Annotated in this window: 16 protein-coding genes; 10 read left to right on the top strand and 6 right to left on the bottom strand. The window is 60.6% G+C overall.

The genetic code is table 11. The annotated features are described in order from the left end of the window. Positions 1 to 487 precede the first annotated feature (487 nt). The 7 genes from KP808_RS04070 to KP808_RS04040 all read left to right on the top strand — a co-directional run bounded on the left by KP808_RS04070 (position 488) and on the right by KP808_RS04040 (position 8,533). Entirely contained in the window at positions 488 to 1,891 is a 1,404-nt protein-coding gene (locus KP808_RS04070) for a polynucleotide adenylyltransferase PcnB (protein ID WP_230017494.1), read from the top strand. Then, a complete protein-coding gene (gene folK / locus KP808_RS04065; RefSeq protein ID WP_122281795.1) occupies positions 1,884 to 2,390 on the top strand; it encodes a 2-amino-4-hydroxy-6-hydroxymethyldihydropteridine diphosphokinase in 507 nt (168 codons plus the stop codon). The genes KP808_RS04070 and folK overlap by 8 nt, the downstream gene beginning before the upstream one ends. Positions 2,391 to 2,617: 227 nt before the next feature. Then, positions 2,618 to 3,418 (top strand): 3-methyl-2-oxobutanoate hydroxymethyltransferase, encoded by an 801-nt coding sequence (panB, locus tag KP808_RS04060; RefSeq protein WP_058400366.1) that lies wholly within the window; start codon positions 2,618 to 2,620, stop codon positions 3,416 to 3,418. Further along, positions 3,415 to 4,266 (top strand): pantoate--beta-alanine ligase, encoded by an 852-nt coding sequence (panC, locus tag KP808_RS04055; protein ID WP_219170952.1) that lies wholly within the window; start codon positions 3,415 to 3,417, stop codon positions 4,264 to 4,266. Before panB ends, panC begins: the two co-directional genes overlap by 4 nt. A gap of 253 nt (positions 4,267 to 4,519) precedes the next feature. Beyond that, complete coding sequence (gene pgi / locus KP808_RS04050) at positions 4,520 to 6,184, top strand: glucose-6-phosphate isomerase (protein ID WP_004658628.1); 1,665 nt, start codon at positions 4,520 to 4,522, stop codon at positions 6,182 to 6,184. Positions 6,185 to 6,388: 204 nt separating this feature from the next. Beyond that, positions 6,389 to 7,258 carry an oxygenase MpaB family protein gene (locus tag KP808_RS04045; RefSeq protein ID WP_230017493.1) on the top strand — a complete coding sequence of 290 codons (870 nt, stop codon included), beginning with the start codon at positions 6,389 to 6,391 and terminating at the stop codon, positions 7,256 to 7,258. A gap of 96 nt (positions 7,259 to 7,354) precedes the next feature. Continuing rightward, a complete protein-coding gene (locus tag KP808_RS04040; RefSeq protein WP_230017492.1) occupies positions 7,355 to 8,533 on the top strand; it encodes an acetyl-CoA C-acetyltransferase in 1,179 nt (392 codons plus the stop codon). Between the two features lie 18 nt (positions 8,534 to 8,551). Here KP808_RS04040 and KP808_RS04035 read toward each other — a convergent pair whose 3' ends face one another. From KP808_RS04035 to ptsP, 3 genes are read right to left on the bottom strand one after another with little or no spacing between them, the layout of a single operon-like run. Continuing rightward, entirely contained in the window at positions 8,552 to 10,294 is a 1,743-nt protein-coding gene (locus KP808_RS04035) for a PTS fructose-like transporter subunit IIB (RefSeq protein WP_058409000.1), read from the bottom strand. A 12-nt stretch (positions 10,295 to 10,306) separates the two neighbouring features. Beyond that, positions 10,307 to 11,248, bottom strand: a complete 942-nt coding sequence (gene pfkB, locus KP808_RS04030; RefSeq protein ID WP_002552049.1) for a 1-phosphofructokinase — start codon at positions 11,246 to 11,248, stop codon at positions 10,307 to 10,309. Next, positions 11,248 to 14,115, bottom strand: a complete 2,868-nt coding sequence (ptsP, locus tag KP808_RS04025; RefSeq protein WP_230017491.1) for a phosphoenolpyruvate--protein phosphotransferase — start codon at positions 14,113 to 14,115, stop codon at positions 11,248 to 11,250. Before ptsP ends, pfkB begins: the two co-directional genes overlap by 1 nt. 354 nt (positions 14,116 to 14,469) lie before the next feature. Here ptsP and cra point away from each other — a divergent pair, with 354 nt between their 5' ends. Both cra and KP808_RS04015 read left to right on the top strand, forming a co-directional pair. Beyond that, entirely contained in the window at positions 14,470 to 15,465 is a 996-nt protein-coding gene (cra, locus tag KP808_RS04020; protein ID WP_230017490.1) for a catabolite repressor/activator, read from the top strand. Beyond that, positions 15,462 to 16,262: a TatD family hydrolase gene (locus KP808_RS04015; protein WP_193601370.1), complete on the top strand. Its 801-nt coding sequence runs from the start codon at positions 15,462 to 15,464 to the stop codon at positions 16,260 to 16,262. The genes cra and KP808_RS04015 overlap by 4 nt, the downstream gene beginning before the upstream one ends. Before the next feature lie 34 nt (positions 16,263 to 16,296). On the opposite strand, the gene ampE is transcribed toward KP808_RS04015, so the two are convergent. From ampE to KP808_RS04000, 3 genes are all read right to left on the bottom strand, one after another. Then, entirely contained in the window at positions 16,297 to 17,133 is an 837-nt protein-coding gene (gene ampE / locus KP808_RS04010; RefSeq protein WP_010196296.1) for a regulatory signaling modulator protein AmpE, read from the bottom strand. 15 nt (positions 17,134 to 17,148) lie between these two features. Next, the gene (gene ampD / locus KP808_RS04005) at positions 17,149 to 17,697 is read right to left on the bottom strand and encodes a 1,6-anhydro-N-acetylmuramyl-L-alanine amidase AmpD (RefSeq protein ID WP_004658638.1); all 549 of its coding nucleotides are present in this window, start codon (positions 17,695 to 17,697) and stop codon (positions 17,149 to 17,151) included. Between the two features lie 181 nt (positions 17,698 to 17,878). Continuing rightward, complete coding sequence (locus tag KP808_RS04000; RefSeq protein WP_230017489.1) at positions 17,879 to 20,131, bottom strand: DUF1631 domain-containing protein; 2,253 nt, start codon at positions 20,129 to 20,131, stop codon at positions 17,879 to 17,881. Between the two features lie 351 nt (positions 20,132 to 20,482). On the opposite strand from KP808_RS04000, the gene nadC reads away from it, so the two are divergent. Then, positions 20,483 to 21,331 (top strand): carboxylating nicotinate-nucleotide diphosphorylase, encoded by an 849-nt coding sequence (nadC, locus tag KP808_RS03995; protein ID WP_058400357.1) that lies wholly within the window; start codon positions 20,483 to 20,485, stop codon positions 21,329 to 21,331. Positions 21,332 to 21,387: the final 56 nt, after the last annotated feature.

The following is a 21,387-nucleotide window of genomic DNA, read 5'->3' as shown; positions in this document are numbered from 1 at the left end:
GCAGTACGACACCCATAATAAAAACAACACGAATCGACTCACGCATAACAAGAACAACACGGCGGAGGCGCAGCTAACTGATTCTTTTGGAGAGGAGTTGTATTTGGGGCTTGCCCCGCAACCAGGCCGAGAACAACAAAAACTACCCTTAGGTAGAGCCTGAACTGGTTGGATCGAATGATCATTGCAACGCAGCGACCAAAGCAATCCGTTTGCTCTTGACTCCCGATTGGGAGGTTTCACAGACGAAGGTCTCGTGAATGGGCACTCAACAAAAACAAGAAGCCCATACAGAAAACAATAATAAAGAGCACACACTTTGGGGGAGCTTCGGCTCCCCCAGTAGCTTCCCCAGCGTTAATACACGCCATCGTTTGTCCTTCCGCGACAGCTTCCTACACCATCCCTCGACTAAATGCTAGAATCCCCGCCCATCATGCGGTCATTCCACGTTTTTGGCCGAATATTCCTTCAAACAGTGCATCCCATGCTGAAGAAGTTGTTCCAGTCATTTCGTTCCCCACTGCGCAAACCGCAGCAACATACGCGTACCACGCCTGAAGTGCTCAATAGCAGCCAGCATTCGCTGCAACGCAGCCAGTTCAGCCGTTATGCCGTTAATATCGTCGAGCGCCTGCAGAACGCTGGCTACCAGGCCTATCTGGTCGGTGGCTGTGTACGCGACATGATGCTCAACATCACACCCAAGGATTTCGACGTCGCCACCAGCGCCACGCCGGAACAAGTGCGTGCCGAATTCCGCAATGCGCGGATCATTGGCCGCCGGTTCAAGCTGGTGCATATCCATTTCGGTCGTGAAATCATCGAAGTGGCGACCTTCCGCGCCAATCATCCACAGGATGACGAAGAAGAGGACAGCAACCAGTCCTCGCGCAATGAAAGCGGGCGCATTCTGCGTGACAACGTGTACGGCACGCTCGAAGAGGACGCCCAGCGTCGCGACTTCACGATCAACGCGCTGTATTACGATCCGGTCAGCGAGCGTGTTCTGGATTACGCCAATGGCGTACACGACATTCGCAACCGTCTGATCCGTCTGATCGGCGACCCCGAGCAGCGTTATAAAGAAGACCCGGTGCGCATGCTGCGTGCGGTGCGCTTCGCTGCCAAGCTGGACTTCGGCATCGAAAAGCACAGCGCGCAACCGATTCGCTCGCTGGCACCGATGCTGCGCGATATTCCGTCGGCACGCCTGTTCGAAGAAGTGCTCAAACTGTTCCTCTCCGGGCATGCCGCTCCCACCTTTGAAATGCTGGTGGACCTGGAGCTGTTCGAACCGCTGTTCCCGGCCAGTTCCAAGGCGCTGGAATACAACCCGACTTACACCCATACACTGATCAGCAATGCCCTGATCAATACTGACCTGCGCATCAAGCAGAACAAACCGGTCACACCGGCGTTCCTGTTTGCCGCGCTGCTCTGGCCTGCCTTGCCGGCCAAGGTGCTGCGCGCTCAGGAACGTGGCATGCCGCCGATTGCAGCGATGCAGGACGCCGCTCACGAACTGATTATCGAGCAATGCCAGCGCATCGCGATTCCCAAGCGTTTCACCCTGCCGATCCGCGAGATCTGGGACATGCAGGAGCGCCTGCCGCGCCGTTCGGGCAAACGTGCAGACCTGTTGCTGGACAACTCAAGGTTCCGCGCGGGTTACGACTTCCTGCTGCTGCGTGAAACAGCGGGCGAGCAGACCGATGGTCTGGGCCAGTGGTGGACCGATTATCAGGACTGCAACGACAGCGAACGCCGCGACATGATTCGTGACCTGAGCAACAAGCCCGAAGCAGCGGGCGCAGCGCCACGCAAGCGTCGTCGTAACAGCGGTGCCAAACGCAAGCGCACCACCGGCGAGGCGCAAAGCGGTGAATGAACCGCTGTTGACCACTGAACGCGTTTACATCGGCCTGGGCAGCAATCTCGCTGACCCGGCCGAGCAACTGCGCAGTGCCCTCAAGGCAATGGCGCAACTATCCGGTTGTGAACTGACCAGCGTGTCATCGTTCTATGTCAGCGACTCGCTGCTGCCCGGCCAGCCGCGCTTTACCAACGCCGTCGCAGCACTCGACACCACCCTGACGCCACTGAGCCTGCTTGACGCGCTACAGGCCATCGAGCTGGATCAGGGCCGCGAACGCCACGAACGCTGGGGGCCTCGCACGCTGGACCTCGACATTCTGCTGTTCGGCAATCGCCTGATCGATGAACCGCGCCTCAAGGTGCCGCATTACCACATGCAGGCGCGGGCATTCGTGCTGTACCCGCTGGCAGAGCTGGCCCCAGGCCTTACGCTGGCCGACGGACGCGAACTCGACCGTCTACTCGACGACTGCCCGTTTACAGGCCTTGAGCGCCTGCCCGCCGAGGCATAAAGCCTGTCTGTCACCGCACATGTGTAACCGGTCCGACACACAGGTAACACCTTCAATTGACTTCACGCCCCCTCCTCACGAAGATAGGCCTCCCGCCGCCGCACCACAGGCGAACGGGCGCGAAACAGGCCTTTGCAAAACACCGCGACACGACGGTGTGCCTGCTTTTCCAGGATGACTCTCACGCGCTGAACACCCGTCTTCACAGCGCCTGATGGAGGACTTACATGCCGAACATAACCGTTACGTCGCTGCTGGCCATGAAACAGAAAGGTGAGAAAATCACCATGCTGACCTGCTACGACGCAACCTTCGCCCACACCGCCTGCCAGGCCGGTGTCGAAGTGCTGCTGATAGGCGACTCGCTGGGCATGGTCCTGCAAGGTCACGACAGCACCCTGCCCGTCACGACCGCCGAAACCGCGTACCACGTTGCGTGTGTGAAACGCGGTAATCAGGGCGCGATGATTCTCGCCGACCTGCCGTTCATGGCCAACGCCACGCTGGAGCAGACCCTCATCAACAGCGCGACGCTAATGCAGGCAGGTGCGCACATGATCAAGGTTGAAGGCGCAGCATGGCTGGCCGAGTCGATCCGTCTGCTGGCAGAACGCGGGATCCCGGTGTGCGCGCACATGGGCCTGACGCCGCAGGCAGTCAACGTACTGGGCGGCTACAAGGTTCAGGGTCGACTGGAAGCACAGGCACGGCAGATGCGTGCCGACGCGATCGCGCTGGAACAGGCGGGCGCAGCGATGATCCTGCTGGAGTGTGTGCCGAGCGAACTCGCCGAAGAAATCACCCAGGCGGTGAAAATTCCGGTCATCGGTATTGGCGCGGGCAGCGCTACCGACGGCCAGGTACTGGTGCTGCACGACATGCTGGGCCTGTCCATCAGCGGGCGCGTACCCAAATTCGTGAAAAACTTCATGACCGGTCAGCCCGATATCCAGTCGGCTATCCGGGCCTACGTGGCCGCGGTCAAAGACGTCAGCTTTCCGGCAACTGAACACGGATTCTCGGCATGAACACAGTAAAGACCGTACAGGAACTGCGTGCCGCCGTTGCGCGGGCACGCAGCGAAGGCAAACGGATCGCGTTGACCCCGACCATGGGCAACCTGCACAGCGGCCACGCCGCACTGGTCGCCAAGGCGGCCCAACGTGCCGACTTCGTGGTCGCCAGCATTTTCGTCAATCCGCTGCAGTTCGGCCCCAACGAAGACTTGGCCACTTACCCTCGCACCCTGGCGGCCGATCAGGAAAAACTTCTGCAGGCCGGGTGCAACCTGCTGTTCACCCCAAGCGTCGAGGAAATATACCCGCACGGCATGGCCGACCAGACACTGGTCAGCGTGCCACACCTGTCGCAAGGCCTGTGCGGTGCGAGCCGTCCCGGCCATTTCGAGGGCGTTGCTACGGTCGTCAGCAAGCTGTTCAACATGGTGCAGCCAGACCTGGCGATTTTCGGCGAAAAAGACTTCCAGCAACTGGCGGTGATTCGCGCCATGGTCCGTGACCTGAACATGCCGATCCAGATCATCGGCGAACCTACCGTGCGTGCCGACGACGGGCTGGCGCTGTCCTCGCGTAACGGTTATCTGAATGAAGCTCAGCGCGCTGCGGCACCCGCGCTGTATCAGGCCATCCGCCAGACCGCCGACGCGATCAGCGCAGGCGAGCAGGATTTCGACGCGCTGCTGACGAGCAAGAAGCAGCAACTGGAGGCTGCCGGTTTTCGTATCGATTATCTGGAAATACGTGACGCCACCAGCCTGCGTCCGACCACTGCCGAAAATCGCGACGTGGTCATCCTCGCCGCCGCATTCCTGGGTAAAACCCGCCTGATCGACAATCTGCACCTGACCAGAAGCTGACGGGATGCGCCGGGGCAATGAACTAAGCCACACCGGCAATGCCATACCGGTACAGGTTGCCTGAACCACAACCGACAGCATTTGAGCGCAAGCCCCGGTTTCTTGTGTGCGAAAAAGTACCGGGGTCATGTAAGGCGAGGCGCAGACAAACGGGTACGCGAAGGGTAGTCTGCTATGTATAGCCCGTGAGAAAGCTTGCGACCTCGCCCCAAGAATATCCAAAGACAGAACCAGTTAAAGGAAACCCGCAGCGATGGCGTACTACCGCAATCCTTCCGATGTGACCGCTCTGCCCGCCTGGCAAGCGTTGAGCAAACACCGCCAGTCCATGCAGAATTTCAGCATGCGCGAAGCGTTCAATTCTGATCCGCAGCGCTTCAGCCAATTCACCCTCAGCAGCGCCGGCCTGTTTCTCGACTACTCCAAAAACCTGATCACCACCGAAACTCGTGATCTGTTGGTCAGCCTGGCGGGCGAAGTGAACCTCAAGGACGCTATCAAGGCTCAATACGATGGCGAGCTGGTCAACTCATCCGAAGGTCGCCCGGCGCTGCACACCGCTCTGCGCCGGCCGGTCGGCGACAAGTTGAAAGTCAACGGCGTCGATGTGATGCCGGACGTACACCGCGTACTCAATCAGATGACCGAACTGGTCGGCCGCATCCATGACGGCCTGTGGCGCGGTTACACCGAAAAGCCGATCACCGACGTGGTGAACATCGGCATCGGCGGCTCGTTCCTCGGCCCGGAGCTGGTCTCCGAAGCGCTGGTGGCCTACGCGCACAAAGGTGTCCGTTGCCATTACCTGGCGAACATTGATGGCAGCGAGTTTCATGAACTGTCGATGAAAATTCGCGCCGAGACCACGCTGTTCATCGTCTCGTCGAAGTCCTTCAACACGCTGGAAACCCTGAAAAATGCTCAGGCTGCACGCGCCTGGTATCTGGCGCAGGGCGGCTCCGAAGTTGAACTGCATCGCCACTTCATCGCGGTTTCCAGCAACAACGCCGCGGCCGTAGCCTTCGGCATCCGTGAAGAAAACATCTTCCCGATGTGGGACTGGGTTGGCGGTCGCTATTCGCTGTGGTCGGCTATCGGCCTGCCTATCGCGCTGGCCATCGGCATGTCCAACTTCAAGGAACTGCTGTCCGGCGCCTATACGATGGACCAGCATTTCCAGAGCGCACCTTTCGAACAGAACATGCCGGTGCTGCTGGCGCTGCTGGGCGTCTGGTACGGCAACTTCTGGAACGCACAAAGCCACGCGATCCTGCCGTACGATCACTACCTGCGTAACATCACCAAGCACTTGCAACAACTGGACATGGAGTCCAACGGCAAAAGCGTCCGTCAGGACGGTACGCCGACCTCCACCGACACCGGCCCGGTCATCTGGGGCGGCGTAGGTGCCAACGGTCAGCATGCTTATCACCAGTTGCTGCATCAAGGCACACAGATGATTCCGGCCGACTTCATTGTGCCGATCGTCAGCTTCAACCCGGTTGCCGACCATCACCAGTGGCTGTACGCGAACTGCCTGTCACAAAGCCAGGCTCTGATGATGGGCAAGACCCGCGCCGAAGCCGAAGCCGAGCTGCGCGAGAAGGGCATGAGCGAGGAAGAGGTGCAGAAACTGGCACCGCACAAGGTCATCCCCGGTAACCGCCCGAGCAACACCCTGGTGGTCGAACGCATCAGCCCGCGTCGTCTTGGCGCACTGGTGGCGATGTATGAGCACAAGGTGTTTGTGCAGAGCGTGATCTGGGGCACCAATGCCTTTGACCAATGGGGCGTGGAACTGGGCAAGGAGATGGGCAAGGCCGTGTACCAGCGTCTGACCGGCGGCACCGAAGAGCCGGCTGACGATGCATCGACCCAAGGTCTGATCAACTACTTCCGCGGCCGTCACCGCGGCTGATTTGTCCCGCTCATGACATCGTTCCCACGCTGCGCGTGGGAATGCCGTGCGTGACGCTCTGCGTCATAAAGAGGACGCAAAGCGTCCAGAACTGCATGCCGACGCGGAGCGTCGGCACGATAGTCAGCCAGGCGATGGAGCGCTCCGCGCTTCGAACGAGCATCAGTCAGCTTTATCCAAGCCCTCCCGATGCACGAGCACGACATGGAATTCATCCGCACCCGCATCGAAACCCAGGTCATCAGCCTTACCGGTCTGGCCCTGGGCCAGCTGGATCTGGAGAACCCCAAGGGCGACCCTGGTTTGTTTGGTCCTCAGGCAGTGTGCTGGAAGGTACACGGCGATTTCACCAGTATGCTGGTCGGCGGCATCAGCGCCTTGATGCTGCAGGCTTTGCACCCGCTGGCACTGGCGGGTATCTGGGACCACTCCAACTTTCGTCAGGACATGCTCGGCCGCCTGCGGCGTACCGGGCAGTTTCTGTCCGGCACCACCTACGGCTCCACGCGAGATGCCAACTGGCTGATCGACAAGGTGCGCAACATCCACCTCAATATCGTCGGCACCGCGCCCGATGGCCGGCCGTATGCCGCCAGCGATCCGGACTTGCTGACCTGGGTGCATGTGGCCGAAGTCAGCAGCTTTCTCGCAGCCCATCTGCGCTACCTCAACCCGGATATGTCGCTCGCCGATCAGGACGCCTACTACGCTGAAACAGCGCTGGTTGCCGAACGGCTCGGGGCAGGTAATGTTCCGCGCTCACGTCAGGCCATCGCTGATTATCTGGCAGACATTCGCGGGCAACTGGTTTGTGACGAGCGTAGTCACGAAGTGCTGCGCCTGCTGCTTGATGCCCCTGCGCCCAACTGGCTGGCCAAGCCTTTCGGTGTATTGATGATGCGTGCCGGTATCGACTTGCTGCCGGACTGGGCGAGCGAAATGCTCGACATTACCCAAGGCCCCGTGCAGCGCCGGATAATCCGCCTGGGCGTCAACAACACCGCGCCCATTTTGCGCTGGGCCGTGCAGGACGGATCAGCGCAACGTGCCAGACGCCGCATGGACGTTACCTAAAGGTTTTCGGCAAAACGTGACCGAGCGGTTCACGGTTGGAACCTGCCTGCCTATCTGTGCCACCATGAACCCTCAATAACAATGAGGATCAGCACCATGCAGGACGTCGTTATCGTCGCCGCCACCCGTACCGCCGTCGGCAGTTTCCAGGGTTCTCTAGCTGCCGTTGCTGCTGTAGATCTTGGCGCTGCAGTCATTCGCCAACTGCTGGCGCAAACCGGCGTGGACGGCGCGCAAGTCGATGAAGTCATCATGGGCCAGGTGCTGACCGCCGGCGCAGGCCAGAACCCGGCGCGACAGGCCGCCATCAAGGCGGGCCTGCCCTTCTCCGTGCCGGCCATGACCCTGAACAAGGTCTGCGGCTCGGGCCTCAAGGCACTGCACCTGGCGACCCAGGCGATTCGCTGCGGTGATGCCGAGGTCATCATTGCTGGCGGCCAGGAAAACATGAGCCTGTCCAACTACGTACTGCCGGGCGCACGCACCGGTTTGCGCATGGGCCACACCAGCATGATCGACACCATGATCACTGATGGTCTGTGGGATGCATTCAATGACTACCACATGGGCATCACCGCCGAGAACCTCGCGCAGCAGTACGACATCAGCCGTGAAGCCCAGGATCAGTTCGCTGCCCTGTCTCAGCAAAAAGCGATTGCGGCCATTGAAGGCGGACGCTTTGTCGATGAGATCACTCCGATCCTGATCCCTCAGCGCAAGGGCGAGCCGTTGTCCTTCGCCACTGACGAACAGCCCCGCGCTGGCACCACGGCTGAAACACTCGGCAAACTCAAACCTGCGTTCAAGAAGGACGGCACCGTCACCGCCGGTAATGCGTCTTCGCTCAACGATGGTGCCGCCGCCGTGATGCTGATGAGCGCGGCCAAAGCCGAGCAGTTGGGCCTGCCAGTGCTGGCGCGCGTCGCCGCGTACGCCAACGCAGGTGTCGACCCGGCCATCATGGGCATCGGCCCGGTCAGTGCAACCCGGCGCTGCCTGGACAAGGCTGGCTGGTCGCTGGACGAACTGGATCTGATCGAAGCCAACGAAGCCTTTGCCGCACAGTCGTTGTCGGTCGGCAAGGAACTGGGGCTGGACCCGCAAAAGCTCAACGTCAATGGTGGCGCCATCGCCCTTGGCCACCCGATTGGCGCGTCAGGCTGCCGCGTGCTGGTGACGCTGCTGCACGAGATGATCAGGCGCGATGCGAAGAAGGGCCTGGCCACGCTGTGCATCGGCGGTGGCCAGGGGGTTGCCCTCGCGCTGGCACGCTGAGGGCGCTTACGATCGTAATCAGGCGCCTGCGGGCGCCACTTCCATGTCCACCGGCTCCGGACGCTTGATCAGCGCGTAGATCACGCCGGTCAGCACGCTACCGGCGATAATCGCCAGCAGATACAACAGCGCATGGTTGATGGCGTTGGGGATCAGCATCACAAACAGGCCGCCGTGTGGCGCCATCAGTTTGCAGCCGAAGTACATCGACAATGCACCGGTCAGCGCGCCACCCACGACACTGGCCGGAATCACCCGCAACGGGTCCTTGGCGGCAAACGGAATGGCACCTTCGGAAATAAAGCACAGCCCCAGCACGAACGCCGCCTTGCCTGCCTCTCGCTCGCTCTGGGCGAACTTGCGGTGGGCCAGGATCGTGGCGATGCCCATACCGATGGGCGGCACCATACCGGCTGCCATGGCAGTGGCCATCGGCGCGTAGCTCTGGGACGCCAGCAGACCGACGGAGAACGCATAGGACGCCTTGTTGATAGGCCCACCAAGGTCGACGCACATCATTGCACCGAGCACCACGCCCAGCAGGATGGCGTTGGTGGTGCCCATGCTGTCGAGGAAGTGAGTCAAGGCTTCCAGCATGCCCGCAACCGGCTTGCCGACCACGTAGATCATCACCAGACCGGTGAACAGGCTCGACAGCAACGGGATGATCAGAATCGGCTTGAGCGCTTCGACGCTGGCTGGCAGGCGTGCATAGCGGTTGATCGCCGCAGCACTGTAACCGGCCAGAAAACCGGCAATGATACCGCCAATGAAGCCGGCACCCAGCGTACTCGCCAGCAGGCCGCCGATCATGCCAGGCGCAAGGCCCGGGCGATCAGCAATCGAATACGCGATGTAACCGGCCAGCAATGGAACCATGAGTTTGAACGCAGCTTCCCCGCCGATCTGCATCAAGGCCGCCGCCAGCGTGCCTTGCTCTTTGAACGCGGTAATGCCGAACACAAACGACAGGGCGATCAACAGACCACCTGCCACCACCATCGGCAGCATGAACGAAACACCGGTCAGCAGGTGCTTGTACACACCTGCCTTTTCTTGCCTGGCAGGTGATTTGGCAGCAGCCTCGTCGGACTCGACCTGGCCTTCTGCCAAGGCTTTTTTCAACGTTGCTTCGGACTGCTTGAGCGCGATCCCGGTGCCACAACGGTAGATTTTCTTGCCGGCAAAACGATCAGTATTGACCTCGATATCCGCGGCCAGCAACACCACGTCGGCCTCGGCAATAGCCTTGGCGCTGAGCGGATTGCGCGCGCCGACCGAGCCCTGGGTTTCGACTTGCAGGTCGTAATTCAGACGCTTGGCCGCTTGCTGGATCGCTTCGGCAGCCATGAACGTGTGCGCAACCCCGGTCGGGCAGGCTGTGATCGCAACAATGCGCGGCTGCGCACCGGCACCCTCGGTTGCTTGAGGCGTGACCGCCTCAGACGCCGCATGCACCTGCGCTTCTCGCTCGGCGCGTTGCAGAAAACCGTCGACGTCCTGCAACGCATGCGCAGGCGAATCCTGAAACAGACGTTTGCCGACAAAGCGGCTCAAATCCACCGGACCGGTATTGACCACCAGAACAAGGTCGGCGGCTTCGATGTCCTGGGCGGACAACTGCTGGTCCGACTTGTTGGGATCGATGATTTCGACGCTGGTTTCCCAGCCCTGGCGCAATGCCGCCGCTTCGAGCAATCGTGCGCTGAGTACGCTGCTGACCTTGCCGTTCGGGCAGGCCGTAACTATGGCTAACTTCATGACGATCCTCTCTTATTGTTCTGAAAGGCTGCGTACAGTGACGCCGCCTTCAAGCCGTTTGAGTTGCGCGGCATCGGTGATACCGAAACCGATCTGGGTCACTGCCATGGCGGCAATCGCCGTAGCGGTGCGCAAGGTCTTCTGTGGCTCGTGAGCGCTGATCAGCCCGTGCACCATGCCGGCCAGAAGCGAATCACCAGCACCTACCGTGCTGGCCACCGTGACCTTGGGCGGCAGCGAGTGCAGCGCCACACTCGGACTGAACCAGTGCACGCCTTCAGAGCCTTGAGAGATCACCACATGCTCGATGCCCTGCGTGTGCAGGCGAGCAGCCACTTCGGCTTGCGCGGCGATGGAAATGATCGGTGCGTCGAGCGCATCGGCCAGTTCTTCGGTGTTGGGCTTGATCAGCCACGGCCCGGCGGTAAGACCGGCGCGCAGGGCCAGGCCGCTGCTGTCCAGCGCTACTTTCAGACCGAGGTCCTTGAGCATCACCAATAGTTTGTGCAGCCACTCCGGCGTGACACCACGCGGCAGGCTGCCAGCAACGACCACAACGTCGAAACCTGATGCAATCTGTTGCACACGGGCGAACAGCGCTTGCTGTGCCTCTTCACTGACCTGCGGGCCAGGGCCGTTCAGGTCGGTGATGCGGCCACTGCCTTCGGCCAGCTTGATATTGCTGCGGGTTTCTCCCGGCACGCGGACGAACTCGTCAACAAAGTTGCGACGTTCGAACAACGCCTCGAACGCTTGCTGGTTGTCGACACCGAGAAAACCGGCAACGGTCAGGTCGTGGCCCAGGTCTGCCAGCACCTGCGCCACATTCAGGCCTTTGCCCGCTGCGTGAGTGAGCATTGCATTGCTGCGGTTGACCTGGCCCAGCTCCAACTGGCCCAACTGCACAGTCAGGTCCAGCGCCGGGTTCATGGTCAGGGTAAGAATCTTAGCCATTACACAGCCTCCACAAGCGCGCGGACTTCGGCAGCGCTGCCCGCCGTCAGCGCATTTTGCGCCAGTTGGCGCGCGCTGCTCAGGGTCAGTTCACGGACGCAGGCCTTGACCTCGCCAATGCTGCGCGCCGATACACTCAATTCATCCACGCCCAGCCCGACCAGAATCGGCACCGCCAGCGGATCGGCGGCCAGTTCGCCGCACACGCCCACCCATTTGCCGTTGGCATGCGCAGCACGCACGGTCATGTCGATCAGTTGCAGCACCGACGGGTGCAGGCCGTCAGCCTGGGCCGACAGCGTCGGGTGACCACGGTCGATGGCCATGGTGTATTGCGTCAGGTCATTGGTGCCGATGCTGAAGAAGTCCACTTCCTTGGCCAGCACCGGGGCAATCAGCGCCGCCGATGGCACTTCGATCATGATCCCCAGTTGCAGGTCGCTGACCGGAATTTCCTCGCGCAACCGCTCGGTCATTTCCCGCGCCTGACGCCACTCTTCAAGCGTGCCGATCATCGGGAACATGATGCGCAACGGGCCGCTGTCTGCCGCGCGTAACAGGGCGCGCAGCTGGCTTTCCATCACATCCGGGCGTTGCAGGGTCAGGCGGATACCGCGTACGCCAAGGAACGGGTTTTCCTCTTTGGCGATCGGCCAGTAAGGCAAAGGTTTGTCGCCACCCACGTCCAGCGTACGCACCACCAGCGGACGGCCGCCCAGATCAGTCAGCACGCGACGGTATTCAGCTTCCTGCGTCGCTTCATCGGGGGCCTGAGAATGCGCCATGAACAGCAACTCGGTGCGCAGCAGGCCAACGCCTTCCGCGCCCTGCTCCACAGCCGCTGGCGTCCCGGTGCTATCGCCGATATTGGCGAACACTTCGACGGCATGCCCGTCACGCGTCACAGCAGGCTCCATACGCGCTGCCGCTGCGGCCTTGAGACGCTCTTCGCGAGCATCGCGGTCCTGAGCGGCGCGCTGCAGGGTTGCTTCATCAGGTGCGACGGTCAGCCGCCCGCGCTGGCTGTCGAGCAGTAGCACGGTGCCGGGCTTGAGCAGCAGCACTTCGTCACCGGCACCGACCAGTGCGGGAATGCCCAGCGCACGCGCCACGATGGCACTGTGCGCAGTCGCGCCGCCACGGGCGGTGAGGATACCAGCGACCTGCGCCGGGTCCAGACGGGCTACGTCGGATGGGCCGACTTCGTCCATCACCAGAATGTAAGGTTCGTCCGGGGCTGCAACGGTTTCGACGCCACAGATCTGCGCCAGCACGCGACGCCCCACATCACGCAGGTCGGCGGCACGCTCGGCCAGCAGCGCGTCCTGCAGTTGTTCCTGCTGAACGGCAGCGGTCTCGATGACCGTGGCCCAGGCCGCAGCCGCGCTTTCGTCGTTGTTGAGGCGCGCCTCGACCTCGTTGGTCAGTTCCGGGTCTTCGAGCATTTCCTGGTGGGTGATGAAGATTTCCCGGATGGCCTTGGACTTGCTGCGCTGAATGAGGTTTTCGATGTCGCTGCGGACTTCACCGATCGCCTTGTGCAGACGCTCGCGTTCGGCAGCCACAGACTCACCCTGCTGCGGATAATCAAAGCTTTGCAGCACCTGAACGTGGGCCGGGCCGATAGCAATGCCCGGCGAAGCAGGCACGGCCTGCAACACGCTACCGGCAGCCGGGGCGTTGAGCGGCTTGGCTACAGCAGCAGGCGCTGGTGCAGCCTGAGCCTCTGAAGCAACGGGCAAAGGTTCGACTTCTTCACCCAGGCCCTGCTCCACTGCGGCGATCAGGGCAGGCAACGCGTCGTTGGCAATCGTCGGTTCGGCAATGAACTCCAGCGTCTGACCACGGCGGGCGCCGAGGCTGAGCAGCTTGCTCAGGCTCTTGGCCGACACCGCAGATTCGCCGCTTTCCAGCACGCGCATGCGGATCTCGCCGTCAAACTCCTTGGCCAGTTGCGCCAGTATCTTCGCCGGACGGGCATGCAAGCCGTGGGCGTTGGCCAGCTGAACGCGCTGGGTCGGCCACTCGGCAGGCACTTCGCCGCCCAGAGCTTCCAGCACAACGCGACTGTTGGTGGCGTGGCCCAACTCATGGCCACGGCCTTCGATCAGCAACAGGCACAGACGCTCCAGCAGCGCCTGATGCGCCTCACCCAGACTGGCGAGACAGAACAAACCGGTCAGCGGCTGGCCCAGATAACGGATAGGTTTGTCCGGCGTGACGAACGCGAGACCCGGGCGTTTGACCGTTTGCTCGCTGTGCAGCCACCACAGGCCATCACCCAGCGACAACGCTTCAACCTGCTGCAGCACGGCAGCGAAACCGTTGCTCACACAGTCGGCTTTGCGCAGCAGGCGTGCGCCGCGCCAGACCAGTTCTTCAAAATCGTCGGCCGATACGCCGAGGCTGATCATCTGTGCGTCGAGCGCCAGTTCCTGAGGTGCGCCCTGTAGCAGTTTGAGCAGGTCTTCCGGCGTCTTGGCTTCACGCAGCGCCTGGCCCAGATCCTCTTCACCCAACGCGCGGGTCAGCAGTTGTAGCAGGCGCAAGTGCTCATCGGACTTGGCCGCAATACCAATCGCCAGATAGACCATTTGCCCGTCGCCCCAGTCCACCCCTTCGGGGAACTGCATCAGACGCACACCGGTGGTAACCACCAGATCGCGGGTTTCGGGGGTACCGTGCGGGATGGCGATGCCCTGACCGAGAAAGGTCGAGCCCTGCTGCTCACGGCTCATCAGCCCGGTGAGGTAGCCCTCGGCAACCAGGCCATCAGCGACCAGGTGGTCGGCAATCAGCTTAAGTGCGGCAGTTTTATCCACAGCCGACCGGGCCATGGATATTTGCTCCAGAGTGAGTTCGAGCATTGCCTTGACTCCTGTGCAGCGCCAAGGCGCCACCTGATTCTTGTTTTAATGACGATCACGTGATCGACAGCTTGGGGGGATGCAAGTGATGCTTGTCCGGACATCGTATCGGACATCACTTTCATCTAGATTGCAGCAGACAACAGGCGTGCTGAATCGTTTAATCTACAATTGCCCGGCACGTTACTCGATTCTGAGGATTCATTGAAGCCCAGTCGGTCTGATCACTGTGGGACACTTCCCAAAATACTTGAAGCACATGGGAATTTCCTACGGTCTGGTGTAAAGATCATCGTCATAGCAAAAATAATTCGACTGTCCAGAGCCACTTACCTGACTAAAGGAAATTTCGGGGTGAAACTGAGCGATATTGCACGTCTGGCAGGTGTTTCTGTCACTACGGCCAGTTACGTGATCAATGGCAAGGCCGAACAACAACGCATCAGCCCGGCAACGGTCGAGCGCGTCAAGGCAGTGGTCGAGCAACATGACTTCCGACCCAACCCGCAAGCGGCGGGCCTGCGCAGCCGTCACAGCAAAACGCTGGGCTTCATCCTGCCGGACCTGGAAAACCCCAGTTATGCGCGCATCGCCAAATTGCTTGAACAGGGCGCACGCAGTCTCGGCTATCAACTGCTGATTGCCAGCTCCGATGACGACCCTGTCAGCGAACTGCAGCTCTTGCAGCTTTTCCGTGCACGCCGTTGCGATGCGCTACTGGTCGCCAGTTGCTTGCCACCTGATGACGACAGCTACCGCGACTTGCAGCTCAAGGGCATGCCGATCATCGCCATCGACCGGGAAATGAATCCCGAATTTTTCTGCTCGGTGGTCAGCGACGACCATGACGCGAGCCTGCAACTGACCCGCAGCCTGCTGCAAACCCGACCGCGACACATCGCCCTGATCGGAGCACGCCCAGAGCTGAGCATCAGTCGCGCGCGTGCCGCAGGCTTCGAACACGCACTCGACGGTTTTACCGGAGCCACCATCATCGAGCACGGCGAAGCGTTCAGCCGTCAGTGTGGCCAGCGTTTGATGACGGAGATGCTACAGCGTCAGGGGCATTTTCCCGATGCGCTGATCACCACCTCCTATGTGCTGCTGCAAGGCGTCTTCGATGTGCTGCAAAGTCAGGCACTGCAATCGACTCAATTGCACCTGGGCACCTTCGGCGATACACAACTGCTGGACTTCCTGCCGTTGCCCGTCAATGCCATGGCCCAGCAGCACCAGTTGATCGCCGACACGGCGCTGCGACTAGCCCTGGCCGCTATCGAGAAGGATACTTATCAGCCTGGTGTGCATGCCATTGCACGCGCCTTCAAGCAACGTATTCACGAGGTGTGAATGTGACGCTGATCGATACCCACACCCACCTGGACTTTGCGGATTTCGATGCCGACCGCGCCCAGGTCCTGGATAGCTGCCTGTCACTCGGCGTGCAGCGCATCGTGGTGCTTGGGGTGTATCAGCGCAACTGGCAGCGGCTGTGGGAGCTGACCGAAGCAAACCCTGCCCTGCATGCAGCTTTCGGGCTGCATCCGGTGTACATCGATGAGCACCGGGCCGAACACCTGAACGAGCTGGCGGGCTGGCTGACGCGTCTGCAAGGCCATCCGCAGTTGTGTGCAGTGGGCGAGATCGGTCTGGATTATTACGTCGAGCATCCGGACAAGCCACGTCAGCAGGAGCTCTTTGAAGCACAACTGCAATTGGCATCAGACTTCAACCTGCCCGCCCTGCTGCATGTGCGCCGCAGTCACGCTGACGTAATTGCCGCCCTCAAACGCCACAAACTCAAACGCAGCGGCATCGTTCACGCCTTTGCAGGCAGTCGTGAAGAGGCGCGTGAATACATAAAGCTGGGCTTCAAACTGGGCCTTGGCGGCGCAGCGACATGGCCGCAGGCGCTGCGCATGCATCGTGTCATCGCCGAGCTGCCGCTGGACAGCGTCGTGCTGGAAACCGACTCACCGGACATGGCACCTGCCATGCACCCCTACATACGCAACAGCCCGCAGCACTTGCCTGAGATTTGCCGAGCGCTCGCCGACCTGATGAAGATCCCCTCGGAGCGCCTGGCCCAGGCGAGCACCGAGAATGCCTGCGAGCTGTTCGGCTGGCCTCGTACAGCCAGCGCCTAAGTCAAAATCGTTGGGTCAACACTGCTGAGCCGAATCAGCGCAACAGGGTCCACAACGCAAATCCTGCGTACCAGACAATCGCTGCACGAACCAGCAACTCCCAGAGCATGTCGAGACCGGTAACGCCTTGCGGACCGATCACCGGCGGCGGCACCTCGCTGGCGGCGCAACCCACGCGCGTAATCAGCTGTGCGGCGCTGATGTTCCAGTTGAGCAGTTCGTGCAACATCACGCGACTCACGGCTACAAAGTTGCCGACCAGCGCAAAGCTTGCGGCGAGCAGCCTGACCGGCACCCACTCAAAGGCGTGGCGCAGTTGCCCTGCCCGCTCTACCAGTGCAGGTGTCGTACCCTGTTCAGCGGCAAGCGCCAACAGCCTGTAGGCCAATGCCGCTACCGGGCCGAGCACGAAATACCAGAAAATAACGGCGAAGAAACTCTGAAACGCCTGCCAGAGCATGTAGCCCTGCACGCCGTGCAGCAATTGCTCGCCGTTGTCTGCCTGCACACCCATGTCGCGCCCGGCCACGTGCACCGCAGCCTGCGTATCCCCACGTCTGCAGGCATCACGAAACGGCCCGAGTACCGCGATCAGATCAACCCGGCCCAGGCTGTAGATCAGCACCAGCAAGTGGATAGGCAGGACCAGCCAGCCATAAGCCACCGAGCCAATGATGGTCAGCGCCAGTTGCAGCAGCAGGACAGGCACTAGAACCAGCAGCGCCAGCATGACCCAGGGACGTGTCGCCGTCCGCGGGCTGGCTTCGAGCCTGGCCAGTTCCTTCAGCCAGGGCCCGTCACGCTGAACGCGCTGACGCAGCGCCGAAAACTTCTCGACAAGAACGGCCAGCAGTAGCACCAGAAAACTCATTGTTCGTCCCTCACATCAATCCAGCAAAGCCGCTTGAAACCTGGCCCAGTCAAAAAATGGGCCAGGGTCAGTCTTGCGTCCCGGCGCTATGTCACTGTGACCGCAGATGCGCTCGGGGGTGATTGCCACGAAAGCCCGACGCAATTGACGCGTCAGCTCGATCAGAGCGTCGTACTGCGCCTCGGTGAACGGCTGCTCGTCAGTTCCTTCCAGCTCAATGCCGACAGAGAAGTCATTACAGCCCTCACGCCCTTGAAAACTGGAAACCCCTGCGTGCCACGCGCGATCAAGACAGGAGACGAACTGAATGACCTCGCCATCACGTTCAATCAGAAAATGCGCTGAAACGCGCAGATCGGCAATCCCCACAAAGTAGGGATGCTCGGTGCTGTCAAGCTGGTTCTGAAAGAAAGCCTGCACTTTGCCGGTCTTGAATTGCGCAGGCGGCAGACTGATGTTGTGGATGACCAGCAGCGAGATTTCGCCTTCGGGCCGCGCATTGAAGTTGGGTGAAGGGCAATGCTGTACGCCATCGCACCAGCCGCTTGCGGAGTCCAGTTGCATGAGCGCTCCTTGAACGGGCGGATAAGTGGCGCTGATTATGCCCGCGACAGGAATGGATGTGGAGGTTTAGCCGTAGACCCGCGGTGTAGGAAACACACGCTACACAGCTGAGATAGGTGGCGCGGGCTTCACGAACTGCATGCCGACGCAGAACGTCGGCAATACAATCAATCAGATAAGATCAGGCACCCTTGAGCTTGCGCAGGTTGCTGATGACCGATTCCAGTGCCCGGTCAAACAGCAGCGCATCATCGAGAATCCGCACGGCACCGCGACGAAACTCGATGGCAAGACCGGTACGGGTCTTTTCCAGGACCTTCATGCCGGTTCGGTTGACGAACACATAGCGCCCGGTCGGCTCGACAATCGCGGTCAGTTTGCAGCGCAGCTTGTGCTCTTCATCTTCCTGAATCTCGACCCAGCAACCGACGCGCAATTTGTCGACCATCTGCAGACCGGCATCGTCGGCAGGCAGCTGCACAGTCGGCTCATTGAGCATCCGCTCTTCGGGTGTGACCAGAACGATTTCTTCAACAACGGCCATCATCGGCGGGCTTTCAACGAGCTGTGCGCCTGTCAACGACGTATCACCACCTTGGGCATCACCGCCTTCCTGCAAGCGCGAGAAGTGCTGGAACGCCTGAACATGCAGCGATTCCAGTTGGCTGAAGAATTCGCTGGTGGCAAACGGGTCGAACGCAGCGCTGGTCAGGCCATCGCGCAGGGACTTGAGCAGCCCGGGCACCAGATCGAGCAAGCGCTGCAGCGCCTGGGGGTCGTCATGCTGTTCGACGCTCCAGATCAGCTCATCCATGGTCGCCAGCCCGGCCTGCCACTCGCTGGACTCTTCGCCATGCTTGAGGCAGGTCAGCAGAAGCACCTTGCTCCAGGCCTCCTGCAGCAGACGCACAACCACTTCCGGCAAGGTGCGGCCCAGCAGGCGCTGATTCAACTCATGCTGTACCTGCTGGCGTGCCAGTTCGGCACGAGCGCGGCCCTCTTCGGCATCGCGGGTGCGCTGTTCAAGCAGCTCGCTGCGACGACGTTCATCACTGGTGAACGCCAGAAAATCCGCCAGCAATTCAGAGAAGATTGCCGGATCATCGACAAAGTCATTGAGCAGGCGCTGCACGATCTGCTCGACGCGCTGATAAAGCGAGTCGCGCTGATAGTCATCACGACTGCCCCAACCCAGCGCGGCAGTGGCAATTTCGTTGAGCAGGCGGCGGGCCGGATGGCTGCCGCGACTGAAAAAGCTTTTATCGAGCACCGCCACTTTGAGCATCGGGATCTGCAAGCGCCCGATCAGCGCACGCAATGAAGGCGTCAGGTTGCGATCATCGAGGATGAACTCGAAGAGCATGGCAATCAGGTTGATCACATCCTCATCGCCGCCGCCGACAATCCTGGATTTGCCGGTTTTGACGTTGACTCGGGTCAGCAACTGTTCCAGCTGATTGCGCAGGTCAAAATCGTCTGCGGTGTCTTGAGACGGGACGTACTGCTGCAGGTGAGAAAGCAGGCGCAGCAGGTCACGGCTGGAAATCGGCCGAACCTCGGCATTGGGCTCATGACGCGGAGCGAGGTTGCCGCGAACCTGCAGCAACAATTCCTGCAGGGCAGAGAAAACTTCCTGCACCCCCTTGTCGAGCTTGTCGGCGGCCTCATTCAGCGCAGGATCGGACATTTCGGAGACACGATTCCTGGGAGCCGCCCGATCAGACGATCGACGGGCCGGCAGTGCTTTCATGTCCGGCAACACACCCGTGGCAATCAACAGTTGATTGGCTTCACTGTAAAGGTGGTCAGTATTGGCCAGGACGTATTTCTCGAACAGCTTGAGAATGATCAGCTTGACCTTGATCTCGACGCCAAGGCTACGTCCTGCATCCAGGAAAAACCGGCACAGCATTGCCGGACCCAACGGGTTGGAATCCTCGGCGATAGCTTGCGGAATCAGAACATTCAGGCGTGCAGTGAGCTGGCCCAGCGCGAGGCTGTCACGGCTCATGACCTTACTGACCATCGCATCCACAGCCACGGTCTTCTCGAGGTCATCGTTATTCACCAGCGCCAGTTTGTCGAACGACACGGCAGTGGGCAGCACGGGCTCATGAATCTGGTACTGGCCCAAAGCCAGAAAAGACTCATAAAACTTGTCGAGGAAGCCACGCTCGATACTTTTGCGCTTCAGGCGCAGGTCGCGCATGGCTTCAAAGAAGATGTTCTGATCAGTGTTGCTGCGGGCGCGGTCAGCCATTTCGAACAGCGTATCGTCGGCGTTGTCGAACAGCGCCTGCAACGCATCCTTGAGCTGCTGGGCCGCCTTGTCGCGGACCTGCAACAACACAACAGGTAATCGGGCCAAAGGAGTACCGGCCCCCTGCGCTGGGAGCAGTTTGCTCAACGGCACTACTTTTTCGTCGTTCGGCATTACACCCCCTGACAGGAAACAACCTGAACCCCATCACAAACGTGGCTTGCTACCCCCGCACTGTGAAGCGACCCGCTTGGCCTTGCAAAACGTCAAAGTCATGACGTCAATTACAAGTCGGATTATCTTTCAAAACTTGTCATCTACGCCAGTGACACTTCTATGGTTGTCGTTGGAACTGTGACAAGGCACTCATATGCTGCGATAGACCGCGATATTCGCTTTCCATCGCAAACGAATTTGCCAAACCGACCAACTGCATGTTCTCAAGGCTGCACCGGGGCATCGCCGCAGGTGGGTTAGCGGTGTGCGGTGCCTTATACTCGGACGACTTTGCTACTGGAGCCCGCTATGCCGAATTTACGAATTGCCGACCTGAGCGCCGAGATCGAAGCCAATGTGCGCCGCGCATTGCTTGAGGATGTCGGCAGCGGCGATATCACCGCCCAATTGATTCCGGCGGAACGGCTGGCCAAGGCCACCATCATTTCCCGCGATGCAGCGGTAATCGCCGGCACCGCATGGGTCGATACGGTCTTCCGGCAACTGGACCCTCGCGTGGCGGTGCACTGGCAGGTGACCGATGGCGACCGGGTCAGCCCTAATCAGGCGCTGTTTCACCTGGAAGGTCCGGCTCGCTCGCTGCTAACCGGCGAACGCAGCGCGCTCAACTTTCTCCAGATGCTCTCGGGTGTGGCCACGCGTGCGCAGTACTTCGCCGACATGGTCTCGGGCACCCAGGTCAAATTGCTGGACACCCGCAAGACGCTGCCGGGCCTGCGCCTGGCGCAAAAATACGCCGTCACCTGCGGTGGCTGTCATAACCATCGCATCGGTCTGTACGACGCTTTTCTGATCAAGGAAAACCATATCGCAGCCTGTGGCGGCATTGCCCAGGCGGTAGAGGCAGCCCACCGGATTGCACCGGGCAAGCCTGTGGAAGTCGAGGTGGAAAGCCTGAGTGAACTCAAGCAGGCGCTGGACGCAGGTGCCGATATCATCATGCTCGATGAGCTCAGCCTCGATGACATGCGCGAAGCCGTGCGGCTGACCGCTGGCCGCGCCCGCCTGGAAGCCAGCGGCGGCATCAATGACGACACCCTGCGGGTAATTGCCGAGACCGGTGTGGATTACATTTCCATTGGTGCGATGACCAAGGATGTGAAGGCCGTGGACCTGTCCATGCGCCTGAGCCTCTGATATCGCGCACAAACGCGCGCACAAACGACTGTCACGATTCGCTCGGGAGTAGACGC

Source organism: Pseudomonas savastanoi (assembly GCF_020917325.1).
GTDB classification, from domain to species: domain Bacteria; phylum Pseudomonadota; class Gammaproteobacteria; order Pseudomonadales; family Pseudomonadaceae; genus Aquipseudomonas; species Aquipseudomonas amygdali.
The sequence above is the reverse complement of the archived record's forward strand: the minus strand, read 5'-3'. Positions and strand labels throughout refer to the sequence as shown.

Bases quoted from the DNA above. Each gene is read 5' to 3' on its own strand.
- ptsP (WP_230017491.1), bottom strand. From the start codon at position 14,115: ATGCTCGAACTCACTCTGGAGCAAATATCCATGGCCCGGTCGGCTGTG.
- pfkB (WP_002552049.1), bottom strand. From the start codon at position 11,248: ATGGCTAAGATTCTTACCCTGACCATGAACCCGGCGCTGGACCTGACT.
- KP808_RS04045 (WP_230017493.1), top strand. From the start codon at position 6,389: ATGGAATTCATCCGCACCCGCATCGAAACCCAGGTCATCAGCCTTACC.
- ampD (WP_004658638.1), bottom strand. From the start codon at position 17,697: ATGCAACTGGACTCCGCAAGCGGCTGGTGCGATGGCGTACAGCATTGC.
- panB (WP_058400366.1), top strand. From the start codon at position 2,618: ATGCCGAACATAACCGTTACGTCGCTGCTGGCCATGAAACAGAAAGGT.
- KP808_RS04035 (WP_058409000.1), bottom strand. From the start codon at position 10,294: ATGAAGTTAGCCATAGTTACGGCCTGCCCGAACGGCAAGGTCAGCAGC.
- ampE (WP_010196296.1), bottom strand. From the start codon at position 17,133: ATGAGTTTTCTGGTGCTACTGCTGGCCGTTCTTGTCGAGAAGTTTTCG.
- nadC (WP_058400357.1), top strand. From the start codon at position 20,483: ATGCCGAATTTACGAATTGCCGACCTGAGCGCCGAGATCGAAGCCAAT.
- KP808_RS04040 (WP_230017492.1), top strand. From the start codon at position 7,355: ATGCAGGACGTCGTTATCGTCGCCGCCACCCGTACCGCCGTCGGCAGT.
- KP808_RS04070 (WP_230017494.1), top strand. From the start codon at position 488: ATGCTGAAGAAGTTGTTCCAGTCATTTCGTTCCCCACTGCGCAAACCG.
- pgi (WP_004658628.1), top strand. From the start codon at position 4,520: ATGGCGTACTACCGCAATCCTTCCGATGTGACCGCTCTGCCCGCCTGG.
- panC (WP_219170952.1), top strand. From the start codon at position 3,415: ATGAACACAGTAAAGACCGTACAGGAACTGCGTGCCGCCGTTGCGCGG.
- KP808_RS04000 (WP_230017489.1), bottom strand. From the start codon at position 20,131: ATGCCGAACGACGAAAAAGTAGTGCCGTTGAGCAAACTGCTCCCAGCG.